At 73.7% G+C, this 17,259-nt stretch carries 18 protein-coding genes; 9 read left to right on the top strand and 9 right to left on the bottom strand.

The features are described from left to right. Positions 1-91 precede the first annotated feature (91 nt). On the top strand, positions 92-916 hold the full coding sequence (locus tag ACFWW8_RS03195; RefSeq protein WP_386522806.1) for a hypothetical protein: 825 nt from the start codon (positions 92-94) through the stop codon (positions 914-916). A gap of 33 nt (positions 917-949) precedes the next feature. On the opposite strand, the gene ACFWW8_RS03190 is transcribed toward ACFWW8_RS03195, so the two are convergent. Both ACFWW8_RS03190 and ACFWW8_RS03185 read right to left on the bottom strand, forming a co-directional pair. Further along, entirely contained in the window at positions 950-1,465 is a 516-nt protein-coding gene (locus ACFWW8_RS03190; protein ID WP_386522803.1) for a hypothetical protein, read from the bottom strand. 86 nt (positions 1,466-1,551) lie between these two features. After that, the gene (locus ACFWW8_RS03185; protein WP_386522801.1) at positions 1,552-2,676 is read right to left on the bottom strand and encodes a magnesium and cobalt transport protein CorA; all 1,125 of its coding nucleotides are present in this window, start codon (positions 2,674-2,676) and stop codon (positions 1,552-1,554) included. 387 nt (positions 2,677-3,063) lie between these two features. Here ACFWW8_RS03185 and ACFWW8_RS03180 point away from each other — a divergent pair, with 387 nt between their 5' ends. From ACFWW8_RS03180 to ACFWW8_RS03165, 4 genes are all read left to right on the top strand, one after another. Continuing rightward, a complete protein-coding gene (locus tag ACFWW8_RS03180) occupies positions 3,064-3,648 on the top strand; it encodes a suppressor of fused domain protein (RefSeq protein ID WP_386522800.1) in 585 nt (194 codons plus the stop codon). Between the two features lie 73 nt (positions 3,649-3,721). Beyond that, on the top strand, positions 3,722-4,366 hold the full coding sequence (locus ACFWW8_RS03175; RefSeq protein WP_386522797.1) for a DUF6758 family protein: 645 nt from the start codon (positions 3,722-3,724) through the stop codon (positions 4,364-4,366). 195 nt (positions 4,367-4,561) lie between these two features. Beyond that, the gene (locus tag ACFWW8_RS03170; RefSeq protein WP_386522795.1) at positions 4,562-5,425 is read left to right on the top strand and encodes a PHP domain-containing protein; all 864 of its coding nucleotides are present in this window, start codon (positions 4,562-4,564) and stop codon (positions 5,423-5,425) included. Between the two features lie 77 nt (positions 5,426-5,502). Further along, complete coding sequence (locus ACFWW8_RS03165; RefSeq protein WP_386522793.1) at positions 5,503-6,108, top strand: MarC family protein; 606 nt, start codon at positions 5,503-5,505, stop codon at positions 6,106-6,108. Between the two features lie 109 nt (positions 6,109-6,217). Here ACFWW8_RS03165 and ACFWW8_RS03160 read toward each other — a convergent pair whose 3' ends face one another. The 3 genes from ACFWW8_RS03160 to ACFWW8_RS03150 all read right to left on the bottom strand — a co-directional run bounded on the left by ACFWW8_RS03160 (position 6,218) and on the right by ACFWW8_RS03150 (position 9,314). Next, a complete protein-coding gene (locus ACFWW8_RS03160; RefSeq protein WP_386522790.1) occupies positions 6,218-6,367 on the bottom strand; it encodes a hypothetical protein in 150 nt (49 codons plus the stop codon). Between the two features lie 101 nt (positions 6,368-6,468). Further along, complete coding sequence (locus tag ACFWW8_RS03155; protein ID WP_386522787.1) at positions 6,469-7,323, bottom strand: alpha/beta fold hydrolase; 855 nt, start codon at positions 7,321-7,323, stop codon at positions 6,469-6,471. Positions 7,324-7,406: 83 nt separating this feature from the next. Further along, a complete protein-coding gene (locus ACFWW8_RS03150) occupies positions 7,407-9,314 on the bottom strand; it encodes a DEAD/DEAH box helicase (RefSeq protein ID WP_386522784.1) in 1,908 nt (635 codons plus the stop codon). Positions 9,315-9,768: 454 nt separating this feature from the next. On the opposite strand from ACFWW8_RS03150, the gene ACFWW8_RS03145 reads away from it, so the two are divergent. Then, on the top strand, positions 9,769-10,527 hold the full coding sequence (locus ACFWW8_RS03145) for a ferritin-like fold-containing protein (protein ID WP_386522782.1): 759 nt from the start codon (positions 9,769-9,771) through the stop codon (positions 10,525-10,527). Between the two features lie 140 nt (positions 10,528-10,667). On the opposite strand, the gene ACFWW8_RS03140 is transcribed toward ACFWW8_RS03145, so the two are convergent. From ACFWW8_RS03140 to ACFWW8_RS03125, 4 genes are all read right to left on the bottom strand, one after another. After that, positions 10,668-10,970 (bottom strand): hypothetical protein, encoded by a 303-nt coding sequence (locus ACFWW8_RS03140; RefSeq protein WP_386522780.1) that lies wholly within the window; start codon positions 10,968-10,970, stop codon positions 10,668-10,670. Between the two features lie 131 nt (positions 10,971-11,101). Beyond that, the gene (locus tag ACFWW8_RS03135; protein ID WP_386522778.1) at positions 11,102-11,329 is read right to left on the bottom strand and encodes a DUF3107 domain-containing protein; all 228 of its coding nucleotides are present in this window, start codon (positions 11,327-11,329) and stop codon (positions 11,102-11,104) included. Between the two features lie 131 nt (positions 11,330-11,460). Further along, on the bottom strand, positions 11,461-12,123 hold the full coding sequence (locus tag ACFWW8_RS03130) for a TetR/AcrR family transcriptional regulator (protein WP_386522776.1): 663 nt from the start codon (positions 12,121-12,123) through the stop codon (positions 11,461-11,463). Positions 12,124-12,249: 126 nt separating this feature from the next. After that, positions 12,250-12,465, bottom strand: coding sequence for a hypothetical protein (locus ACFWW8_RS03125; protein WP_386522774.1), 216 nt, complete (start codon positions 12,463-12,465; stop codon positions 12,250-12,252). 136 nt (positions 12,466-12,601) lie between these two features. Here ACFWW8_RS03125 and ACFWW8_RS03120 point away from each other — a divergent pair, with 136 nt between their 5' ends. From ACFWW8_RS03120 to ACFWW8_RS03110, 3 genes are all read left to right on the top strand, one after another. Further along, the gene (locus ACFWW8_RS03120) at positions 12,602-13,603 is read left to right on the top strand and encodes an alpha/beta fold hydrolase (protein WP_386522772.1); all 1,002 of its coding nucleotides are present in this window, start codon (positions 12,602-12,604) and stop codon (positions 13,601-13,603) included. Between the two features lie 5 nt (positions 13,604-13,608). Continuing rightward, positions 13,609-15,129 (top strand): DUF3152 domain-containing protein, encoded by a 1,521-nt coding sequence (locus ACFWW8_RS03115; RefSeq protein WP_386522770.1) that lies wholly within the window; start codon positions 13,609-13,611, stop codon positions 15,127-15,129. Between the two features lie 396 nt (positions 15,130-15,525). Beyond that, positions 15,526-17,103, top strand: a complete 1,578-nt coding sequence (locus ACFWW8_RS03110) for a DUF3492 domain-containing protein (protein ID WP_386523021.1) — start codon at positions 15,526-15,528, stop codon at positions 17,101-17,103. The last annotated feature ends 156 nt before the right edge of the window (positions 17,104-17,259 follow it).

Below are 17,259 nucleotides of genomic sequence, written 5' to 3'. Positions count from 1 at the left end.
GCCGGGGGCGGCCCGGGGGGCCGCCGGGGGCCGGGCCACGGGCGGGTACGCTGCCTGCTGGCCGCTGACGACCGACGAGAGGCACCTGCCCGTGACCGCCTACTTCCCTGCCGCGCGGCTGCGCCGGGCGGCCTTCATCGGTGCGTTGTGCGCGGGCCTCGCCGTCACCGGTACGGGCTGCGGGGAGGACCCGGACGAGGGGACGAACGGGGTCGGCAAGCTCACCGCCGACAAGATCGAGGCGAAGGCCAAGGCCGCGGCGAGCGGCGCCGACTCGGTCCACCTGTCCGGCACGCTGGTGAGCGGCGGCAAGTCCTTCACCCTCGACATGCGGCTGAAGTCCGACGGTGGCTCCGGCGAGGTGAAGTCGCAGGAGGACACCTTCCAGGTGCTGCGGGTGGGGGAGCAGCTCTACCTGAAGGCGAGCGCGGCCTTCTGGGGCGAGTCCGACTCCGCCGGAAAGCTCGGCGACAAGTACGTGAAGGTGCCGGAGAGCGACCCCACGTACAAGCAGTTCCGCGGCTTCACCGACATGGACGTGCTGCTGGACGGGCTGCTCGGCCTCCAGGGCAAGCTGGCCAAGGGCTCCTACAGCAAGGTCGGGCACACGCGGGTCGTCCAGGTGACGGGGGACAAGGGCAAGGGCGGCAGGCTCGCCGTGTCCCTGGAGGGGACCCCGTACCCGTTGCTCCTGGAGCGCGCGGGCGGCGCCGGCCGGGTGGAGCTCGCCGAGTGGGGCGAGGTGTTCCCGCTCGACCCGCCCGCCCAGGACCAGACGGTGGACTACGGGTCGCAGCTGCCGACCACCAAGGACCAGGGCGGTACGGGAAGCACCCCGCGCCCGTCCAGGAGCACGGGCGCGGGCCAGAGCGCCGGACAGGGCGCGGGTCAGGGGTCGAACCCCACGAGCCCCTGACGTCCCCCCGGGAGCTCTCGGGCCCCGGACGCCCTAGCGGCGGGCCGCCCGCTTCCGCTTCAGCAGCAGTTTCGGCAGGGCCGCCGGGACGGGCCCGCGGGTCGTGGCCGGGGAGCCGGTCGGGGCCGCGGCCAGGGAGCCGGACGGCAGTTCGGCGCGGACCGACTCGGGCTCCAGGCGCAGCAGCCGGCACTCGCGGGCCCAGCGCTCGGTCATGTCCTCGGCGTCGGGAGCGTTCAGCCGCTTGCCCTTGAGTTCGGCGACCGCGGCCGCCCACTCCTCCCCGCGCGGCGGGAGCTCGCGCACCGTCGCCGTCCAGGCCACCAGCCGGCCGCCCTTGTCCTTGCTCCGTACGGTCACCTCGGCGGTCGCGCCGTCCGCCAGCCCGGGGAACGGCTGCTCGCCGGGCCCGTCGCCCAGCACGTGTGCCGCCCCGTCCACCCAGGCGTGCCACAGGGCGCGGTCGGCGCCGGCGCCGCGGACCCAGACGAGGCCGGACTTCTTGGTGGCCTCCTCGACGAGGGCCAGGTCGAGTGCGCTGAGAGTCATGCGCCCCAGAGTAGGGGGTGCCCCGTCGCGGCCCGCGGCGCGCTCCGCGACGGGGCCTGGGCCCGCCATGATCCGAAAGGCGCGGCCTAGAGCCAGCCGTGGCGGCGCAGTGCGCGGTGGATGGTGAAGCAGGTCCCGACGATCGAGGCCATCACCATCGGATAGCCGTACTTCCACTGGAGCTCGGGCATGTGCGCGAAGTTCATCCCGTAGACCCCGCAGATCATCGTGGGCACGGCGATGATCGCGGCCCAGGAGGTGATCTTGCGCATGTCCTCGTTCTGGGCGACCGTCGCCTGCGCGAGGTTGGCCTGGAGGATCGAGTTCAGCAGCTCGTCGAAGCCCACGACCTGCTCGTGCACCCGCGCCAGGTGGTCGGCGACGTCCCGGAAGTACTTCTGGATGTCCGGGTCCACCAGCCGCATGGGGCGCTCGCTCAGCAGCTCCATCGGGCGCAGCAGCGGGGCGACCGCCCGCTTGAACTCCAGCACCTCGCGCTTGAGCTGGTAGATGCGGCCCGCGTCGCCGCCGCGCGCGGCGCCTTTGGCGGGGGCGGCGAACACCGCGCTCTCCACCTCGTCGATGTCGTCCTGGACGGCCGCGGCGACCGCCACGTACCCGTCGACGACGTGGTCGGCGATGGAGTGCAGGACCGACGAGGGGCCCTTCGAGAGGAGGTCCGGGTCACCCTGGAGACGGTGGCGCAGGCCCTTGAGCGAGCCCTGGCCGCCGTGCCGGACGGTGATCACGAAGTCGGGGCCCGTGAAGCACATCACCTCGCCGGTCTCCACGACCTCGCTGGTGGACGTGAGTTGGGCGTGGTCGACGTAGTGGATCGTCTTGAAGACGGTGAAGAGCGTGTCGTCGTACCGCTCCAGCTTCGGCCGCTGGTGCGCGTGCACGGCGTCCTCCACCGCCAGCGGGTGCAGCCCGAACGTGGCGGCGATCCCCGCGAACTCGTCCTCGGTCGGCTCGTGCAGGCCGATCCAGGCGAAACCGCCGTCCTCGCGGACCCGGCGCATCGCCTCACGGGGCGTCAGACAGGCCGCCCCCAGGCCGGGCGCCGCGCGCCGGCCGTCGCGGTACACGGCACAGTCGACCACCGCGCTGCTCGTGGACGGGTCGCGGGTGGTGTCGTAGCCGGACTGGGCCGGGGCGTTCTTGCGGAGCGACGGGCGGACGGCCGCACGCAGGTAGGGCAGCATCGACATGGTGGCTCCTTCGCGCGCACGGCCGCGGACCGTACGGGGGGAGGCCCCTCCGGGGCGGCGCGACCGCTGCGGGCGGGCACGCCGGGACGGGGGGACGTCAGCAGGACGGGAGGACGGAGTTCTGCCGTCGCTCTTCTGCCGATCGGAAGATCACAGGGGGCGGGAGGTGCCCGTCACCGCAGCGGAAGAGCGATTGGTACTACTGCACGATCGACTTCGATGCACCGCAGCCCCACCTCCTCCGGCCGGTCCCCCGTGGGGGACGTCCTCGCCGGGGCACCGAAACAACGCTTCTGCGTGCGGCCCCGAACAGCTGTCAACACTATCAGCCGACGGATGGTCAAGACCCGCCCTTTACCCGGCTCATGCGAGTTCTATGCTCGGTCCATGGCAGAAATTCTGGCCCTTGTCGAAGCCCGGCTGCGCAGCGCGTTCGGGGAACCCGACGCACGCGCCGCCGTCACCTTCCTGGGCACCGACCGCATCGAGGTACTCCGCTTCGCCGAGGGGGATCTCGTGCGGTACGCGACCCTCGGGATGTCCGCGCACCCGATGACCGACCCGACCGCCGTGGTCGCCGACCCCGTACGGGGGCCGCGCGCCGAGCTCGTGCTGACCGTGCGGGGCGGCCTCGCGCCCACCGACAAGCTGCTCCGCCCGCTGGCCGTGCTGGGCGCCTCCCCGCAGGTGGAGGGGCTGGTCGTGGCCCCCGGCGCCTCGCTGGACGTGGGCGAACCGCTCTGGGAGGGGGCGCCGTTCAGCTCGGTCCTGGTGGCCGAGCCGGGCGGGCTGGTGGAGGACCTGGAGCTCGACGAGCCCATGGATCCGGTGCACTTCCTGCCGCTGCTGCCGATGACGCCGAACGAGGCCGCCTGGAAGCGGGTGCACGGCGCGACGGCACTTCAGGAGCGGTGGCTCGCGCGCGGCACGGATCTGCGGGACCCTCTGCGTACGGCGGTCGCACTGGACTGAGACGGCAGACCCGGCGCCCGGACGGGTGATCGCGTCTTGACGGCGCGCCGGGCGGGGAGGAGCGTGGCCTTTTATGAGGGGCGAACCGAGTTGCCCGAAGTGCGGTGGCCGGGTCAGGGCGCCCGGCCTCTTCTCCGACTCCTGGCAGTGTGCCGTGCACGGCACCGTCCACCCCCTGCAGCCGGTGATCCCGCCCAGCGTCGAGGGCCTGGGCGTGGTGGTGCACCGGGCCCGCGTGCCCGTGTGGATGCCGTGGCCGCTGCCGGTGGGCTGGCTGTTCACCGGGGTCGCGTCCGCCGGTGACGACCGCAGCGGGGGCCGGGCCACGGCCGTGGCCTGCACCGGTCCCGGGCCGCTCGGGGGCCTCGGCGAGCTGCTGCTGGTGGCCGAGGAGCTGGGCGTGGGCCTCGGCGCGCGGTACGCGGGGATCGACGGACCCGACCCCGGCGCGCACATCGACATGTCGGCGCCGCCGCACGCCAAGGTGGTCGCGGCGGGGCGCCCGTCCCCGCTGTGGCACGTGAAGGGCGCTCCCGACGACCGGGCGGTCTTCGCGGGCGAGGCGCGCGGGCTGTGGCTCTGGGCGATCGTCTGGCCGGAGCAGTCCGGGCTGCTGATGTACGACGAACTGGTCCTCACCGACCTGCGGGACGCGGGCGCAGAGGTGGAACTGCTGCCCTGCGGCGCCCTGAGCCCGCGCGTCCTCGGCCCGTCCTGACCCCCTGCGCGCCGTCTCCCCACCCGCCCGCCCCGCGGGCCGGTCCGCGGGCCGGGCCTCCCCCGTCGGCCTTCCGGCGGCGCGCGGGCCGGGCGCCGGGCCCCGGGGTGCCGCGGGGCCCGGGGCGGCCGGGAGGGGCCCGTCGCGCGGTTATCCTGGGGTGTCCCCCGTCCGTACGACTCATGGAGCCCGGCTGTGCGCATCGACCTGCACACCCACTCCACGGCCTCCGACGGTACGGACACCCCCGCCGAGCTCGTGCGCAACGCCGCCGGCGCCGGTCTGGACGTGGTCGCCCTGACCGACCACGACACCGTGGGCGGACACGCCGAGGCCCTCGCGGCCCTGCCCGCCGGTCTGACCCTGGTGACCGGGGCCGAGCTGTCCTGCCGCCTCAACGGTGTCGGGATGCACCTGCTGGCCTACCTCTTCGACCCCGAGGAGCCCGAGCTCTCCCGTGAGCGCGAGCTCGTCCGGGACGACCGGACCCCCCGTGCGCAGGCCATGGTCGGAAAGCTCCGGGCGCTCGGTGTCGACATCACCTGGGAGCGGGTCGCCCGGATCGCCGGTGACGGCTCCGTGGGGCGGCCGCACCTGGCGAGCGCGCTCGTGGAGCTGGGCGTCGTACCGACCGTCTCGGACGCGTTCACGCCCGACTGGCTCGCCGACGGCGGCCGGGCGTACGCCGGGAAGCACGAGCTCGACCCCTTCGACGCGATCCGCCTGGTCAAGGCGGCCGGCGGGGTCACCGTCTTCGCGCACCCCGCCGCCGTCAAGCGCGGCCGGTGCGCGCCCGAGGCCGTGATCGCGGAGCTGGCGGCCGCGGGGCTGGACGGCATCGAGGTGGACCACATGGACCACGACACCGCCACACGGGAGCGCCTGCGCGGCCTGGCGGGGGACCTCGGCCTGCTCACCACCGGGTCCAGCGACTACCACGGCAGCCGCAAGACCTGCCGCCTCGGCGAGTACACGACCGACCCCGAGATCTACGGCGAGATCACGCGCCGTGCGACCGGCGCCTTCCCCGTGCCCGGCGCCGGCGGAGGCGTCCGGTAGGACCGGCCCCGGCCGGCCGCTCGACCCGTCACGCCCTTTCCCCTTCGCACCACCCCTCTCTCCTGCAAGGCATCGCTGTGTTTGATTTCGCCGTCTTCGGATCCCTCTTTCTCACCCTTTTCGTGATTATGGACCCCCCGGGGATCACGCCGATCTTCCTCGCCCTGACCTCGGGGCGTCCCGCGAAGGTGCAGCGCCGCATGGCGTGGCAGGCCGTCTGCGTGGCCTTCGGCGTCATCGCCGTCTTCGGCCTGTGCGGCCAGCAGATCCTGGACTACCTGCACGTCTCGGTCCCGGCGCTGATGATCGCGGGCGGCCTGCTGCTCCTGCTGATCGCGCTGGACCTGCTCACCGGCAAGACCGACGAGCCGAAGCAGACCAAGGACGTCAACGTCGCCCTCGTGCCGCTGGGCATGCCGCTGCTCGCGGGGCCCGGCGCGATCGTCTCGGTGATCCTGGCCGTGCAGAAGGCGGACGGGGTCAGCGGCCAGGTCTCCGTGTGGGGCGCGATCGTGGCCATGCACGTGGTGCTGTGGATCACCATGCGCTACTCGCTGGTGATCATCCGGGTCATCAAGGACGGCGGCGTCGTCCTGGTGACGCGCCTCGCCGGCATGATGCTGTCCGCGATCGCCGTCCAGCAGATCATCAACGGCGTGCTCCAGGTCGTGCGAGGCGCCTGACGCGCCCGGCCCGCTCCCGCGCCGCCCGTGCGCCGTGCCGTACGCATGCGAACACCCCCGCACCGGAATCGGTGGCGGGGGCGCAGACGTACGGGCGGTGTGCGGGGCGTCAGGACGCCGTACCTGCCGGGCGGATCAGAATGCGCTGGCCGACTGAGGCGGCGTGCTGCACGATCCGGTTGACGGAGGCCGCGTCCACGACGGTGCTGTCCACGGCGGAGCCGTTGATGTCGTTCAGGCGCAGAATCTCGAAGCGCACGGGGCTTCTCCCTTCGTCGGTGTTTCTCCTTGCACTGGTTCCAACGAGGTGGAGGTGGCAAACATTCCCTACGCTAAGGAAATTTTTTCACTCGCTAAGTATTAGCGGGGGCAAGAGTTCCAGAACGAAGCGAGTGCACCCGCTGTGACCTGCGGATTCTCCGCGTTGGGGGAGTGTTCGGCACCCTCCACGACGACCCGGTCCGCTCCGAGCCGACGCGCCATGTCGTCCATCAGCGGCACCGGCCACGCGTAGTCGACCACCCCGGACAGGACCAGCTTCGGCAGCGCGACCCCGGCCAGCGCGTCCACCCGGTCGGGCTCGGAGATCAGCGCCCGCCCGGTGGCGATCAACTGCTCGGGCACGGTCGCCAGCCACCGCTCGCGCAGGAAGGACGTCAGCTCGGGCGGGTCCGGCACGGCGTCCTGCGGGTCCTGGGCGCGCATCGCCGCCCACACCGCGTCCATGTCCTCGCGCAGCACCTCCAGCGCCGCCACCAGCAGCTTCGTACGCCCCTGCTGGGTCTCGTCGATGGCCGCGGGCCCGCTGCTCATCAGGGTCAGCGAGGCGAACGGGGCCGGATCGCGCAGGACCGCGGCGCGCGAGACCAGCCCGCCGAGCGAATGGCCGACCAGGTGCACGCGGCCCGCCCCCAGCGCCCGTACCTGCGCCAGGACGTCCCGCGCCAGCTCCTCCAGCGCGTACGCGTCCTCCGCGCGCGGACCCGGGGTTTGGTACTGCCCGCGCCCGTCGACGGCGACGACCCGGTAGCCGGCCGCGGCCAGCGGCTCCAGCAGGGCGACGAAGTCCTCCTTGCTGCCGGTGAAGCCCGGGACCAGCAGCGCGGTGCCGCGGACCGGCTCGCCGGCCTCGTGCACGGCGAAGGCACCGCGGTCCGTGACGAGGCGGTGCGCGCGGGCGGCGGGCGGCAGGGTGAGGCGCGGCGGCTTGCTCATGCGGCTCACGTTACTGGCCGGTCGCCCGCGCGGACACGCCGACGGCCCGGCCCCCCTGCGGGGAACCGGGCCGTCGGACCTGCTCACGCCTCGGGGGCGGCAGCCACCTTGCGGGTGCGGGTGCGCTTCGGCTTGACCGGAGCGTCCTCGGCGTCCGCGGCCGGGGCGGCGGACTCGGCGGCCGGGGCCGCGACCTTGCGGGTCCGGGTGCGCTTCGGCTTCGCGGGGGCCTCCTCGGACGCGACCGCGGGGGCCTCGGCGACGACGGCGTCCGCGGCCGGGGCGACGGCCTTGCGGGTGCGGGTGCGCTTGGGCTTGACCGGAGCGTCCTCGGCCGCGACGGGAGCCTCGACCACGGCGGCCTCGGCGACCGCGGCGGCGGCCTTGCGGGTGCGGGTGCGCTTCGGCTTGGCCGGGGCCTCCTCGGCCACGACCGCGGCGACGGCCACGGGGGCCTCGACCACGGCGACCGGAGCGGCGACCGCGGCCGGAGCGGCCACGGCGACCTCGACGGCCGGAGCCGACGCGGCGGCCGGGACCGAGGCACGGGTGCGGCGGCGGCGCGGCCTGCGCGGCTCGTCCGCGGCCGGGACCTCGGGTGCGTCCGTCACCGGGGTCACCGGAGCGGCCGCGACCACGGTTTCGACACCGGACTCGGACTCGGAACCGCCCCGCGTCCGGCGGCGCTGGCGCGGCGTACGGGTCGGACGCTCCTCGGCCACCGGGGCGGCGGCAGCGGGTGCGCCGCCACGACCGCCACGACCGCCGCGGCCGCCGGTCTCGCCCAGGTCCTCGACGTTCTCGGCCTTCAGGCCGGCCCGCGTCCGCTCGGAGCGCGGCAGGGTGCCCTTGGTGCCGACCGGGATGTTCATCTCCTCGAACAGGTGCGCAGACGTGGAGTACGTCTCGACCGGGTCGTGGAAGTCCAGCTCCAGCGCCTTGTTGATCAGTTGCCAGCGCGGGATGTCGTCCCAGTCGACCAGGGTGACGGCGATGCCCTTCTTGCCCGCGCGGCCGGTGCGGCCCACACGGTGCAGGAAGGTCTTCTCGTCCTCCGGCGTCTGGTAGTTGATGACGTGGGTCACGCCCTCGACGTCGATGCCGCGCGCGGCGACGTCGGTGCACACCAGCACGTCGACCTTGCCGTTGCGGAACGCGCGCAGGGCCTGCTCGCGCGCTCCCTGGCCCAGGTCGCCGTGGACGGCGCCCGAGGCGAAGCCGCGCTTCTCCAGCTGCTCGGCGATGTCGGCGGCCGTGCGCTTGGTGCGGCAGAAGATCATGGCCAGGCCGCGGCCCTCGGCCTGCAGGATGCGGGAGACGAGCTCCGGCTTGTCCATGTTGTGCGCACGGAAGACGTGCTGCGTGGTGTTGGCGACGGTCGCGCCCTCACCGTCCTCGGAGACGGCGCGGATGTGCGTCGGCTGCGTCATGTACCGGCGGGCCAGGTTGATGACCGCGCCCGGCATGGTCGCCGAGAACAGCATGGTCTGGCGCTTCGGCGGCAGGTAACTCATGATCCGCTCGACGTCGGGCAGGAAGCCCAGGTCGAGCATCTCGTCGGCCTCGTCCAGGACCAGGGCCCGGACGTGCGACAGGTCGAGCTTCTTCTGTCCGGCCAGGTCGAGCAGGCGGCCCGGGGTGCCGACGATGATGTCGACGCCCTTCTTGAGCGCCTCGACCTGCGGCTCGTACGCGCGGCCGCCGTATATGGCGAGGACGCGGACGTTGCGGACCTTGCCCGCGGTCAGCAGGTCGTTGGTCACCTGGGTGCAGAGCTCGCGGGTCGGAACCACGACGAGGGCCTGCGGGGCGTCGGTGAGCTGGTCGGGACGGGCACGGCCCGCCTCGACGTCCGCGGGGACCGTGACCCGCTCCAGCAGGGGAAGGCCGAAACCGAGCGTCTTGCCGGTACCGGTCTTGGCCTGGCCGATGACGTCCGAGCCGGAAAGGGCGACGGGGAGGGTCATCTCCTGGATCGGGAAGGGGGACACGATGCCGACGGCTTCAAGGGCTTCGGCGGTCTCGGGAAGGATCCCGAGGTCTCGGAACGTAGTCAGGGTGCTGCCTCTTCTGTGAGACGCGGCGCGAGGCGGCGAGGGGGGTCGTACCGTGCCTGGCTTGCAGTACTGCGACGTACGTACGAAGCTGCGCGGGACCACTAAGCCTTCGCTCAAGCGCTTGTGCCGCTGAGGGGGCCCCTCGTGCGGAGGCTGTGCGCAGACGCGCACGCACCACACCGAGGGCGGGTCGGTTGGAGCCGATCGGGCCACCGACCGGGCATCCTCATTCGGATGGCCCGCCGAGTTTCCGGCAGGCGCATTACCACTGTACCCCGGAATCGCGCAGCTGTGTCGGGTGAATTCACCGGGTAGGCGCGATTACCTGTGTCGGCGATGAGCAGATGTGGTGCCTTGGCGCGCCTTTCGGCGGGCTATTGTGCGGAGCATGTCGACCGTAGAAAACGCCTCGCCCGCCGACGACAGCGCCGCCGCGGAATCCGGGGGCATCGCCGCTCAGGACTGGGCGACCGCCTCTGCCTCGCCGCAGTACCGGGCCGCCGTCGTGGACCTGCTCGGCGCGCTCGCGTACGGGGAGCTCGCGGCCTTCGAGCGCCTCGCCGAGGACGCGAAGCTCGCGCCCACCCTCGACGACAAGGCCGAGCTCGCGGCGATGGCCTCCGCCGAGTTCCACCACTTCGAGCGGCTGCGCGCCCGGCTCGCCGCGATCGACGTCGAGCCCACCTCCGCCATGCAGCCCTTCGCCAAGGGCGTGGACGACTTCCACCGCCAGACCGCGCCGTCGGACTGGCTGGAAGGCCTGGTCAAGGCGTACGTCGGCGACTCGATCGCCAGCGACTTCTACCGCGAGGTCGCCACCCACCTGGACACCGACACCCGCGCCCTCGTCGTCGGCGTGCTCGACGACACGGGCCACGGCGGCTTCGCCGTCGAGAAGGTCCGCGCCGCGATCGAGGCCGACCCGCGCTGCGGCGGACGCCTCGCCCTCTGGGCCCGGCGGCTGATGGGCGAGGCCCTCTCGCAGGCGCAGCGCGTGGTCGCCGAACGCGACGCGCTCTCCACCATGCTGGTCGGCGGCGTCGACGGGATGGCGGCCGGCTTCGACCTGGCGGCCGTCGGCGAGATGTTCACGCGGATCACCAAGGCCCACACCAAGCGGATGGCGGCCCTCGGCCTCGCCGCCTGAGGCCCCGTCCCGCCGGGCACCACGCCCGTCCCGCCCCACACGCCGGCCTCCGGCGCGGACGGTTCCGCGCCGGAGGCCGGCGTACGTCGTCGTCGTGCTCAGCGGCCCTGAGTCGTCCCAGCGGCCCTCAGCCGTCCCGCTCATCCCCGCGACGGGAGCGAAAACGGAGGCCGGTGCGAGCGGCCGCGCGATCCGGGGGCCGGCCGCAGCAGCAGCGACAGCACCACCGCCGACACCAGACCGGCGCCCACGAGGGCCGCGGTCAGGGTGATGTGCCCGGGTCCCAGCGCGAAGTGCGTGAGATACGCGCCGAACAACGCGCCCAGCACCCCGCTGACCAGCACCACTCTCCGGGAGGGCAACCGCTGTGCGAGCACTCGCGCGGCCGCTCCGGACAAGAGGAGTCCCAGCAGAGCAGAGCCGAGCGCTTCCATCAGCGGCATTGAGGTCCCTCCCATACGTCGGGGCAAACCGGTCACAGCCCTCCTACCCGAAGCGGAACAAAGAGAAACGGCCCGGTGGCATCAACCACCGGGCCGTTCCCCTCAGTTCTCGGCCCCCGCGGGCCGCCGTGTCAGAGCGCGCCGAAACCGACCTTGCGGCTGCTCGGCTCACCCAGGTCCACGTAGGACAGGCGGTCGGACGGCACCAGGACCTTGCGGCCCTTGACGTCGGTGAGGCTGAGCAGCGGCGCCGTGCCGGACAGTGCGGCGACGACGATGCCCTCCAGCTCCTCGGCGCTCAGGTCGCTCTCCAGCACGATCTCCCGGGGTGCGTGCTGCACGCCGATCTTGACCTCCACGGCTTTGTCCCTCCGACGGTCCGTTGCGCGCGATCAGCCGCGCCGTACGCGGTCCACATTAGCCCGGTGAGCGGAGCGGAATTGCGCGGAGCGGACACGCTGGCAGCGAACAGTGGCCGGGTCCGGACCGGTCAGCCCTCGGCGCCGGACTCCGCGCCGGACTCCGTGCCGTGCAGCGGGAAGCCGGCGATGCCGCGCCAGGCCAGCGAGGTCAGCAGGCCGACCGCCGTGTCCCGGGCGACCGGGCTCTCGCTGGACAGCCAGTAGCGGGCCACCACCTGGGAGACCCCGCCGAGGCCCACGGCCAGCAGCATCGACTCGTCCTTCGACAGGCCCGTGTCCTCGGCGATGACGTCCGAAATGGCCTCGGCGCACTGGAGCGAGACCCGGTCGACGCGCTCGCGCACCGCGGGCTCGTTCGTCAGGTCGGACTCGAAGACCAGACGGAAGGCGCCGCCCTCGTCCTGCACGTACGCGAAGTAGGCGTCCATCGTGGCGGCGACGCGCAGCTTGTTGTCCGTCGTCGACGCGAGCGCGGTGCGCACGGCCAGCAGCAGGGACTCGCAGTGCTGGTCCAGCAGCGCCAGGTAGAGGTCGAGCTTGCCGGGGAAGTGCTGGTAGAGAACCGGCTTGCTGACTCCGGCTCGCTCGGCGATGTCGTCCATCGCCGCCGCGTGGTAGCCCTGCGCGACGAAGACCTCCTGGGCCGCGCCCAGCAGCTGGTTGCGTCGGGCTCGGCGCGGCAGTCGCGTGCCCCGCGGACGCGCTGCTTCGGTCTGCTCGATGGCTGTCACGCCGCCTCCCACTTTCTCTAAGAACACAGTGCGCTCTGCGCCGCGCCGCCATCGTACTTTTCGGTAACCGAATCTGGAGGGTTCAAGCCGAGTTTTCTCGCGGTGCGGACCGCCCGGAGGCGCTGGTCAGCGGTAGTCGTCCTCGTCGAGCGGCACCACCCGCGCCTGCTCGGCGGCGTCACCGTCCGCGGCCTCGCCCGCGTCCACACCGGTGACCGGGTCGTCCTCGCCGGGCACCAGGTCCGCGAGCTGTTCCGCGACGTCCGCCTCGGGGGCCTCGGGGTCGTGCTTCCCCGGGTCCCGCTCCCGGAAGGTCTCCGGCTCCGCAGGGTCGACAGTCATAGCGCTCCCCTCGCTTCCTTCTTCTCTTCTCCTCCGAGCCTAGGAGCAACGCGGATACCCCGCTACGCGGGCGTGAAAGACCCCTGTGACCGCGAACACAAGAGGTCCGGCGTGATCGTCTCGTAACATTGTCCGCATGTCTTCGACCGAGCTGCCGGGCGTACGGTCCACCGCCGAGCCCTCCTCCGTGGTGGGAGCGGTCCGGGTGGCTGAGGGTGAGCAGATGCGCACCGTCGTGCTCCCCGGGCTGGAACTGGCCGTCCGGACCCGCCCGCCGCTGCGCACGGACCTGCCGCCCGCGCTGTTCGTGCACGGGCTCGGCGGTTCCTCGCAGAACTGGTCGGCGCTCATGGAGCGGCTGGCCGCGACCGTCGACGGAGAGGCCGTCGACCTGCCCGGCTTCGGCTGGTCCCCGCCGCCGGCCGACCGGGACTACTCCGTCACCGGGCTGGCCCGCGCGGTCATCCGCCACCTCGACGCCGCGGGGCGCGGTCCGGTCCACCTGTTCGGGAACTCCCTCGGCGGCGCCGTCTCCACCCGGGTCGCCGCCGTCCGCCCCGACCTCGTGCGCACCCTCACGCTGGTCTCGCCGGCCCTGCCCGAGCTGCGCGTGCAGCGCTCGGCCGTACCGACCGCGCTGCTCGCGCTGCCGGGGACGGCCGCGCTCTTCGGCCGCCTCACGCGCGGGTTCACCGCCGAGCAGCGCACCAGGGGGGTGACGGCGCTCTGTTACGGGGACCCCTCCCGGGTGACAGCCGAAGGGTTCCGGGCCGCCGTGGAGGAGATGGAGCGGCGGATGGCCCTCCCGTACTTCTGGGACGCGATGACCCGCTCCTCCCGCGGGATCGTCGACGCCTACACCCTCGGCGGCCAGCACGGGCTGTGGCGGCAGGCCCAGCGGGTTCTCGCCCCGGCGCTGCTGGTCTACGGTGGCCGGGACCAACTGGTCTCGTACCGTATGGCGCGCAAGGCCGCCGCGGCCTTCCGGGGATCGCGGCTGCTGTGCCTTCCCGAGGCCGGGCACGTGGCGATGATGGAGTACCCCGAGGTGGTGGCCGCCGCCTTCGGGGAGCTGCTGCGCGACACAGACACCGGTGCGGGCGACACCCACCGACATACCGAAGACGGCAGAGGCTGAGGACCGTGGGACGACATAGTCGCAAGGACCCCGCCCCCGCCCGTGCGGCGGAGGCACCCGCACCGGCGGCCGCTCCGGCCTTCCCGGAGGCCGGCCCGTACGCGTACCCGGACCGGTACCCGGACCCGGACCCGTACGACGACCCCTTCGAGGACCCGTTCGCCCGGCGGCGGCCCGAACCCACCGTCGCCCACCAGGGCTTCGCGCCCCGGGAGCGGCTCGCGGCCGGGTCGCGCTCCGGCGGCCACCCCGAGCAGCACGGGCCCGGCGGCGCGTGGGGCTCCGGCTCGGGACCGGGACCCGACTCCGTGTACGGCGACTGGCAGGGCGTCCCGCGCGCCACCGTCCGGACCGGGGCGCCGGCCTCGGTCCACGCCACCCCGGGCGCGGTCCCGGGCGCGGGCCGCTCCGCCGTCCTGGACTCCGACACCCCCGCCTTCGGCACGCCCGCGGTGGGCTTCCCGCAGGTCACCCTGACCCCGTCGGTCCCGCTGGACCGGCCGGTCCCGCTCCTGCCGGAGCCCGGCCCCGGTGCCGTCACCTCCACCGGCTCCCACCGCCGGGTGCCGGGGCCGCGCAGGCCGGGCGCGGCGACCGGGTTCGCGGAGCGCGCGTTCGCGGAGCCCTCCGGGTCCGTCGAGGCCGCCGGGGCCGAGCCCGCCGGGGCCGAGGCCGAACGGCCGGGCTCCGGGCGGGGCCTGAGGGTCCGTACGTACACCGGACTGGCGGCCGTGGCCGTCACCACCGTCCTCGCCGTCGTGATCGCGGGCCAGGCGGCCTCCGAGGACGACACCGTGAGGCCCGGTCCGATGGCCGCGCCCGGCGGAGCGCCCACGCGCGCCTCCGACAGCCACGTCGCCGGATCCCGGTCCGAGGAACGCGTGACGCCGGAGGCGCCCGCCGCGCCCGCCCCGGCGCCGGAGCTGACGTACGAGCAGAAGATGGCCCAGCAGCTGCCCGTCGACCCGAAGCTGGCCGGCCCCGGGACCTTCGACACCGTGCCCGGCGTGGCCAAGGCGCCGGGCAAGGGCAGGCTCGTGCGCTACCGCGTCGACGTGGAACAGGGGCTGGGGCTGGACCCGCAGCTGTTCGCCGAGGCCGTCCACCGCACCCTCAACGACCCCCGCAGCTGGAGCCACGGCGGCGCCCGGACCTTCGAGCGGGTGCCGGGCGGCGAGGCAGACTTCGTGATCACCCTCGCCAGTCCCGGGACCACCGGCGTCTGGTGCGCCAAGTCCGGCCTGGACACCACCATCGACAACGTCTCCTGCGACTCGGCCTCGACCGACCGCGTGATGATCAACGCGTTCCGGTGGGCGCAGGGCTCGGCGACGTACGGGCCGGACCAGATGTTCGCGTACCGGCAGATGCTCATCAACCACGAGGTCGGCCACCGGCTCGGAAACGGGCACGTGAGCTGCCGCACCCCGGGGTCGCTCGCGCCGATCATGCAGCAGCAGACGAAGTCCCTCGACATCGACGGAATCCAGTGCAAGCCCAACCCCTGGGTGTTTCCCGGCGGTTGACCTTCGCCGCCATCCAGGCGCAGTTCGCCCCCGTCCCCAGGGCCACGGACGACGGCGCACCTCACCCCGGAGCGCAACGAGCCCCGGCCGCCCTCACGCCTGCACCCGGCGGCTGCCGGCGCCGCGGTACCGGCGCTGGACCGGGGCCCGGCCGCCGAGCGCCGCACCGTGCGGCGGGAGGTCTTCGCGTAGCCGCACCCAATCGTCTTCGCGTAGCCGCACCCATTCCTAGCGTGCTCGAACGCGAACCGTACGGGAAAGTTACGACTCTTCACCCCTTCCGGTGGCGCGACGGACAACCGTCCGTCGCGCCTTCGGCACATCCGCTTGAGTTCAACCGCGGCGGGTCACCGGACCGACGGCGACCGCCTGAACGGGAGATCGGGGGTGCCACTCGTGCGGATCGGACTGCTCACGGAAGGTGGTTATCCGTATGCCACCGGAGAGGCCAGGCTGTGGTGCGACCGGCTCGTGCGCGGTCTCCCGCAGCACGAGTTCGAGCTGTACGCGCTGAGTCGCAGCGCCGGGCAGGAGCGCACCCGGGTCCCGCTGCCCGAGCACGTCACCCGGGTCCGCACGGCCCCCCTGTGGGCCCCGGCGGACGACGGCCGGACGTACTCCCGGCGGGAGCGGCGCCGGTTCGCCGGCTGCTTCCGCGAGCTGGTCCACGGGACCTGCGCCGCGGAGGCCGAGCCCTTCGCGGCCGGGCTGTACGGGCTGGCCGAACTCGCCCGCGAGCAGGGCGGCCTGTACGCGGCCCTGCGCTCCGAGTCCGCGGTGCGGGCGGTGGAGTCCGCGTGCCGGGCGACGGGCGCGAGCCGCGCGGTCCAGGCCGCCCAGGTCCCGGACCTGCTCGACGTCGTGGACGAACTGGAACGGATGCTCCGCCCGCTGTCCCTCGACTGGTACGGGGAGTCCGGGCTCGGCCAGGTCGACATCAGCCACGCGGCGTCGGGCGGGGTGGCCGCGCTTCCCGGACTGCTGGCCAAACGCTTCTTCGGAGTGCCGCTGCTCGTCACCGAGTACGGGGTGCACCTGCGGGCCCACTACCTCGGACAGAGCCCCGGGTCCCGGCCCGCGGCCAGGGCGCTGCTCGCCGCCTTCCACGTGCGGCTGGCCGGCGAGATCTACGACCGGGCCGACCTGCTCACCCCGGGCAACGCGCACGCCCGCCGCTGGCAGGAGCGCTGCGGGGCGGCGCGCGAGAAGCTGCGGACGGTCTACCCGGGCATGGAGGCGGACCGATTCGCCACGGTCGGGGAGACCGCGGACTGCGGGGACCCCGACACGCTGGTGTGGGTGGGCCGGATAGAGCCCGCCAAGGACCTCATCGCGCTGTTGCACGCCTTCGCCGAGGTGCGGCGGGCCGAACCCCGGTCCCGCCTGCGGATCTTCGCGACGGCCGTGGCCCCGCAGTACCTCGCCGACTGCCGGTCGCTGGCCGCGCAGCTCTTCCCCGACGAGGCCGTCGACGCGGTGACCGCGGGCGAGAACCCCGTCACCTTCGAGGAGATCGGCGGCCCCGACGCCCCGTCCACGGCCGAGGCGTACGGCTCCGGGCGCGTCGTCGTGCTCTCCTCCGTGATCGAGGGCTTCCCGATCACCCTGGCCGAGGCGATGTTCTGCGGGCGGGCCACCGTGTCCACGGACGTCGGCGCGGTCCAGGAGGTCATCGGCGGCACCGGCCTCGTCGTCCCGCCCCGCAATCCGCGGGCCCTCGCCGACGCCTGCCTCTCCCTGCTGCGGGACCCCGAGCGGGCCCAGCGGCTCGGTTCGGCGGCCCGCGCGCGAGCCCTGGAACTGTTCACCGTCGAGCAGAACGTCGCGGCCTTCCAGGAGGTCTACCTGCGCCTGCTCGCCCGCGGCTCCGCCCGCCCGGACGGCGAGGTCCCCTTCGCACAGCCTCCGGAGGCCCGGGTCCCCGGCCACTGGACCACTCCCACCTGGGCTCCCGTGCCGGAGGCGACCGCATGACCGCCCTGGACGAACGCGCGGCCGCGGCCGAGGTACCGGACCCGCGCCCGACGGGGGAGCAGGAGGCGGCGCCGGGACCGGACGCGGTGGCCGACGGCCCGGACGCGGTGGCCGGTCCGGAGGCTGCGGTGGGCCCGGAGGTGTCCGTGCCGGACG

Origin of the sequence: Streptomyces sp. NPDC058701 (assembly GCF_042715295.1) — a bacterium.
Classification (GTDB): Bacteria; Actinomycetota; Actinomycetes; order Streptomycetales; family Streptomycetaceae; genus Streptomyces.
Note: the sequence above shows the minus strand (reverse complement) of the source record. Positions and strands in the feature narration are given on the sequence as shown.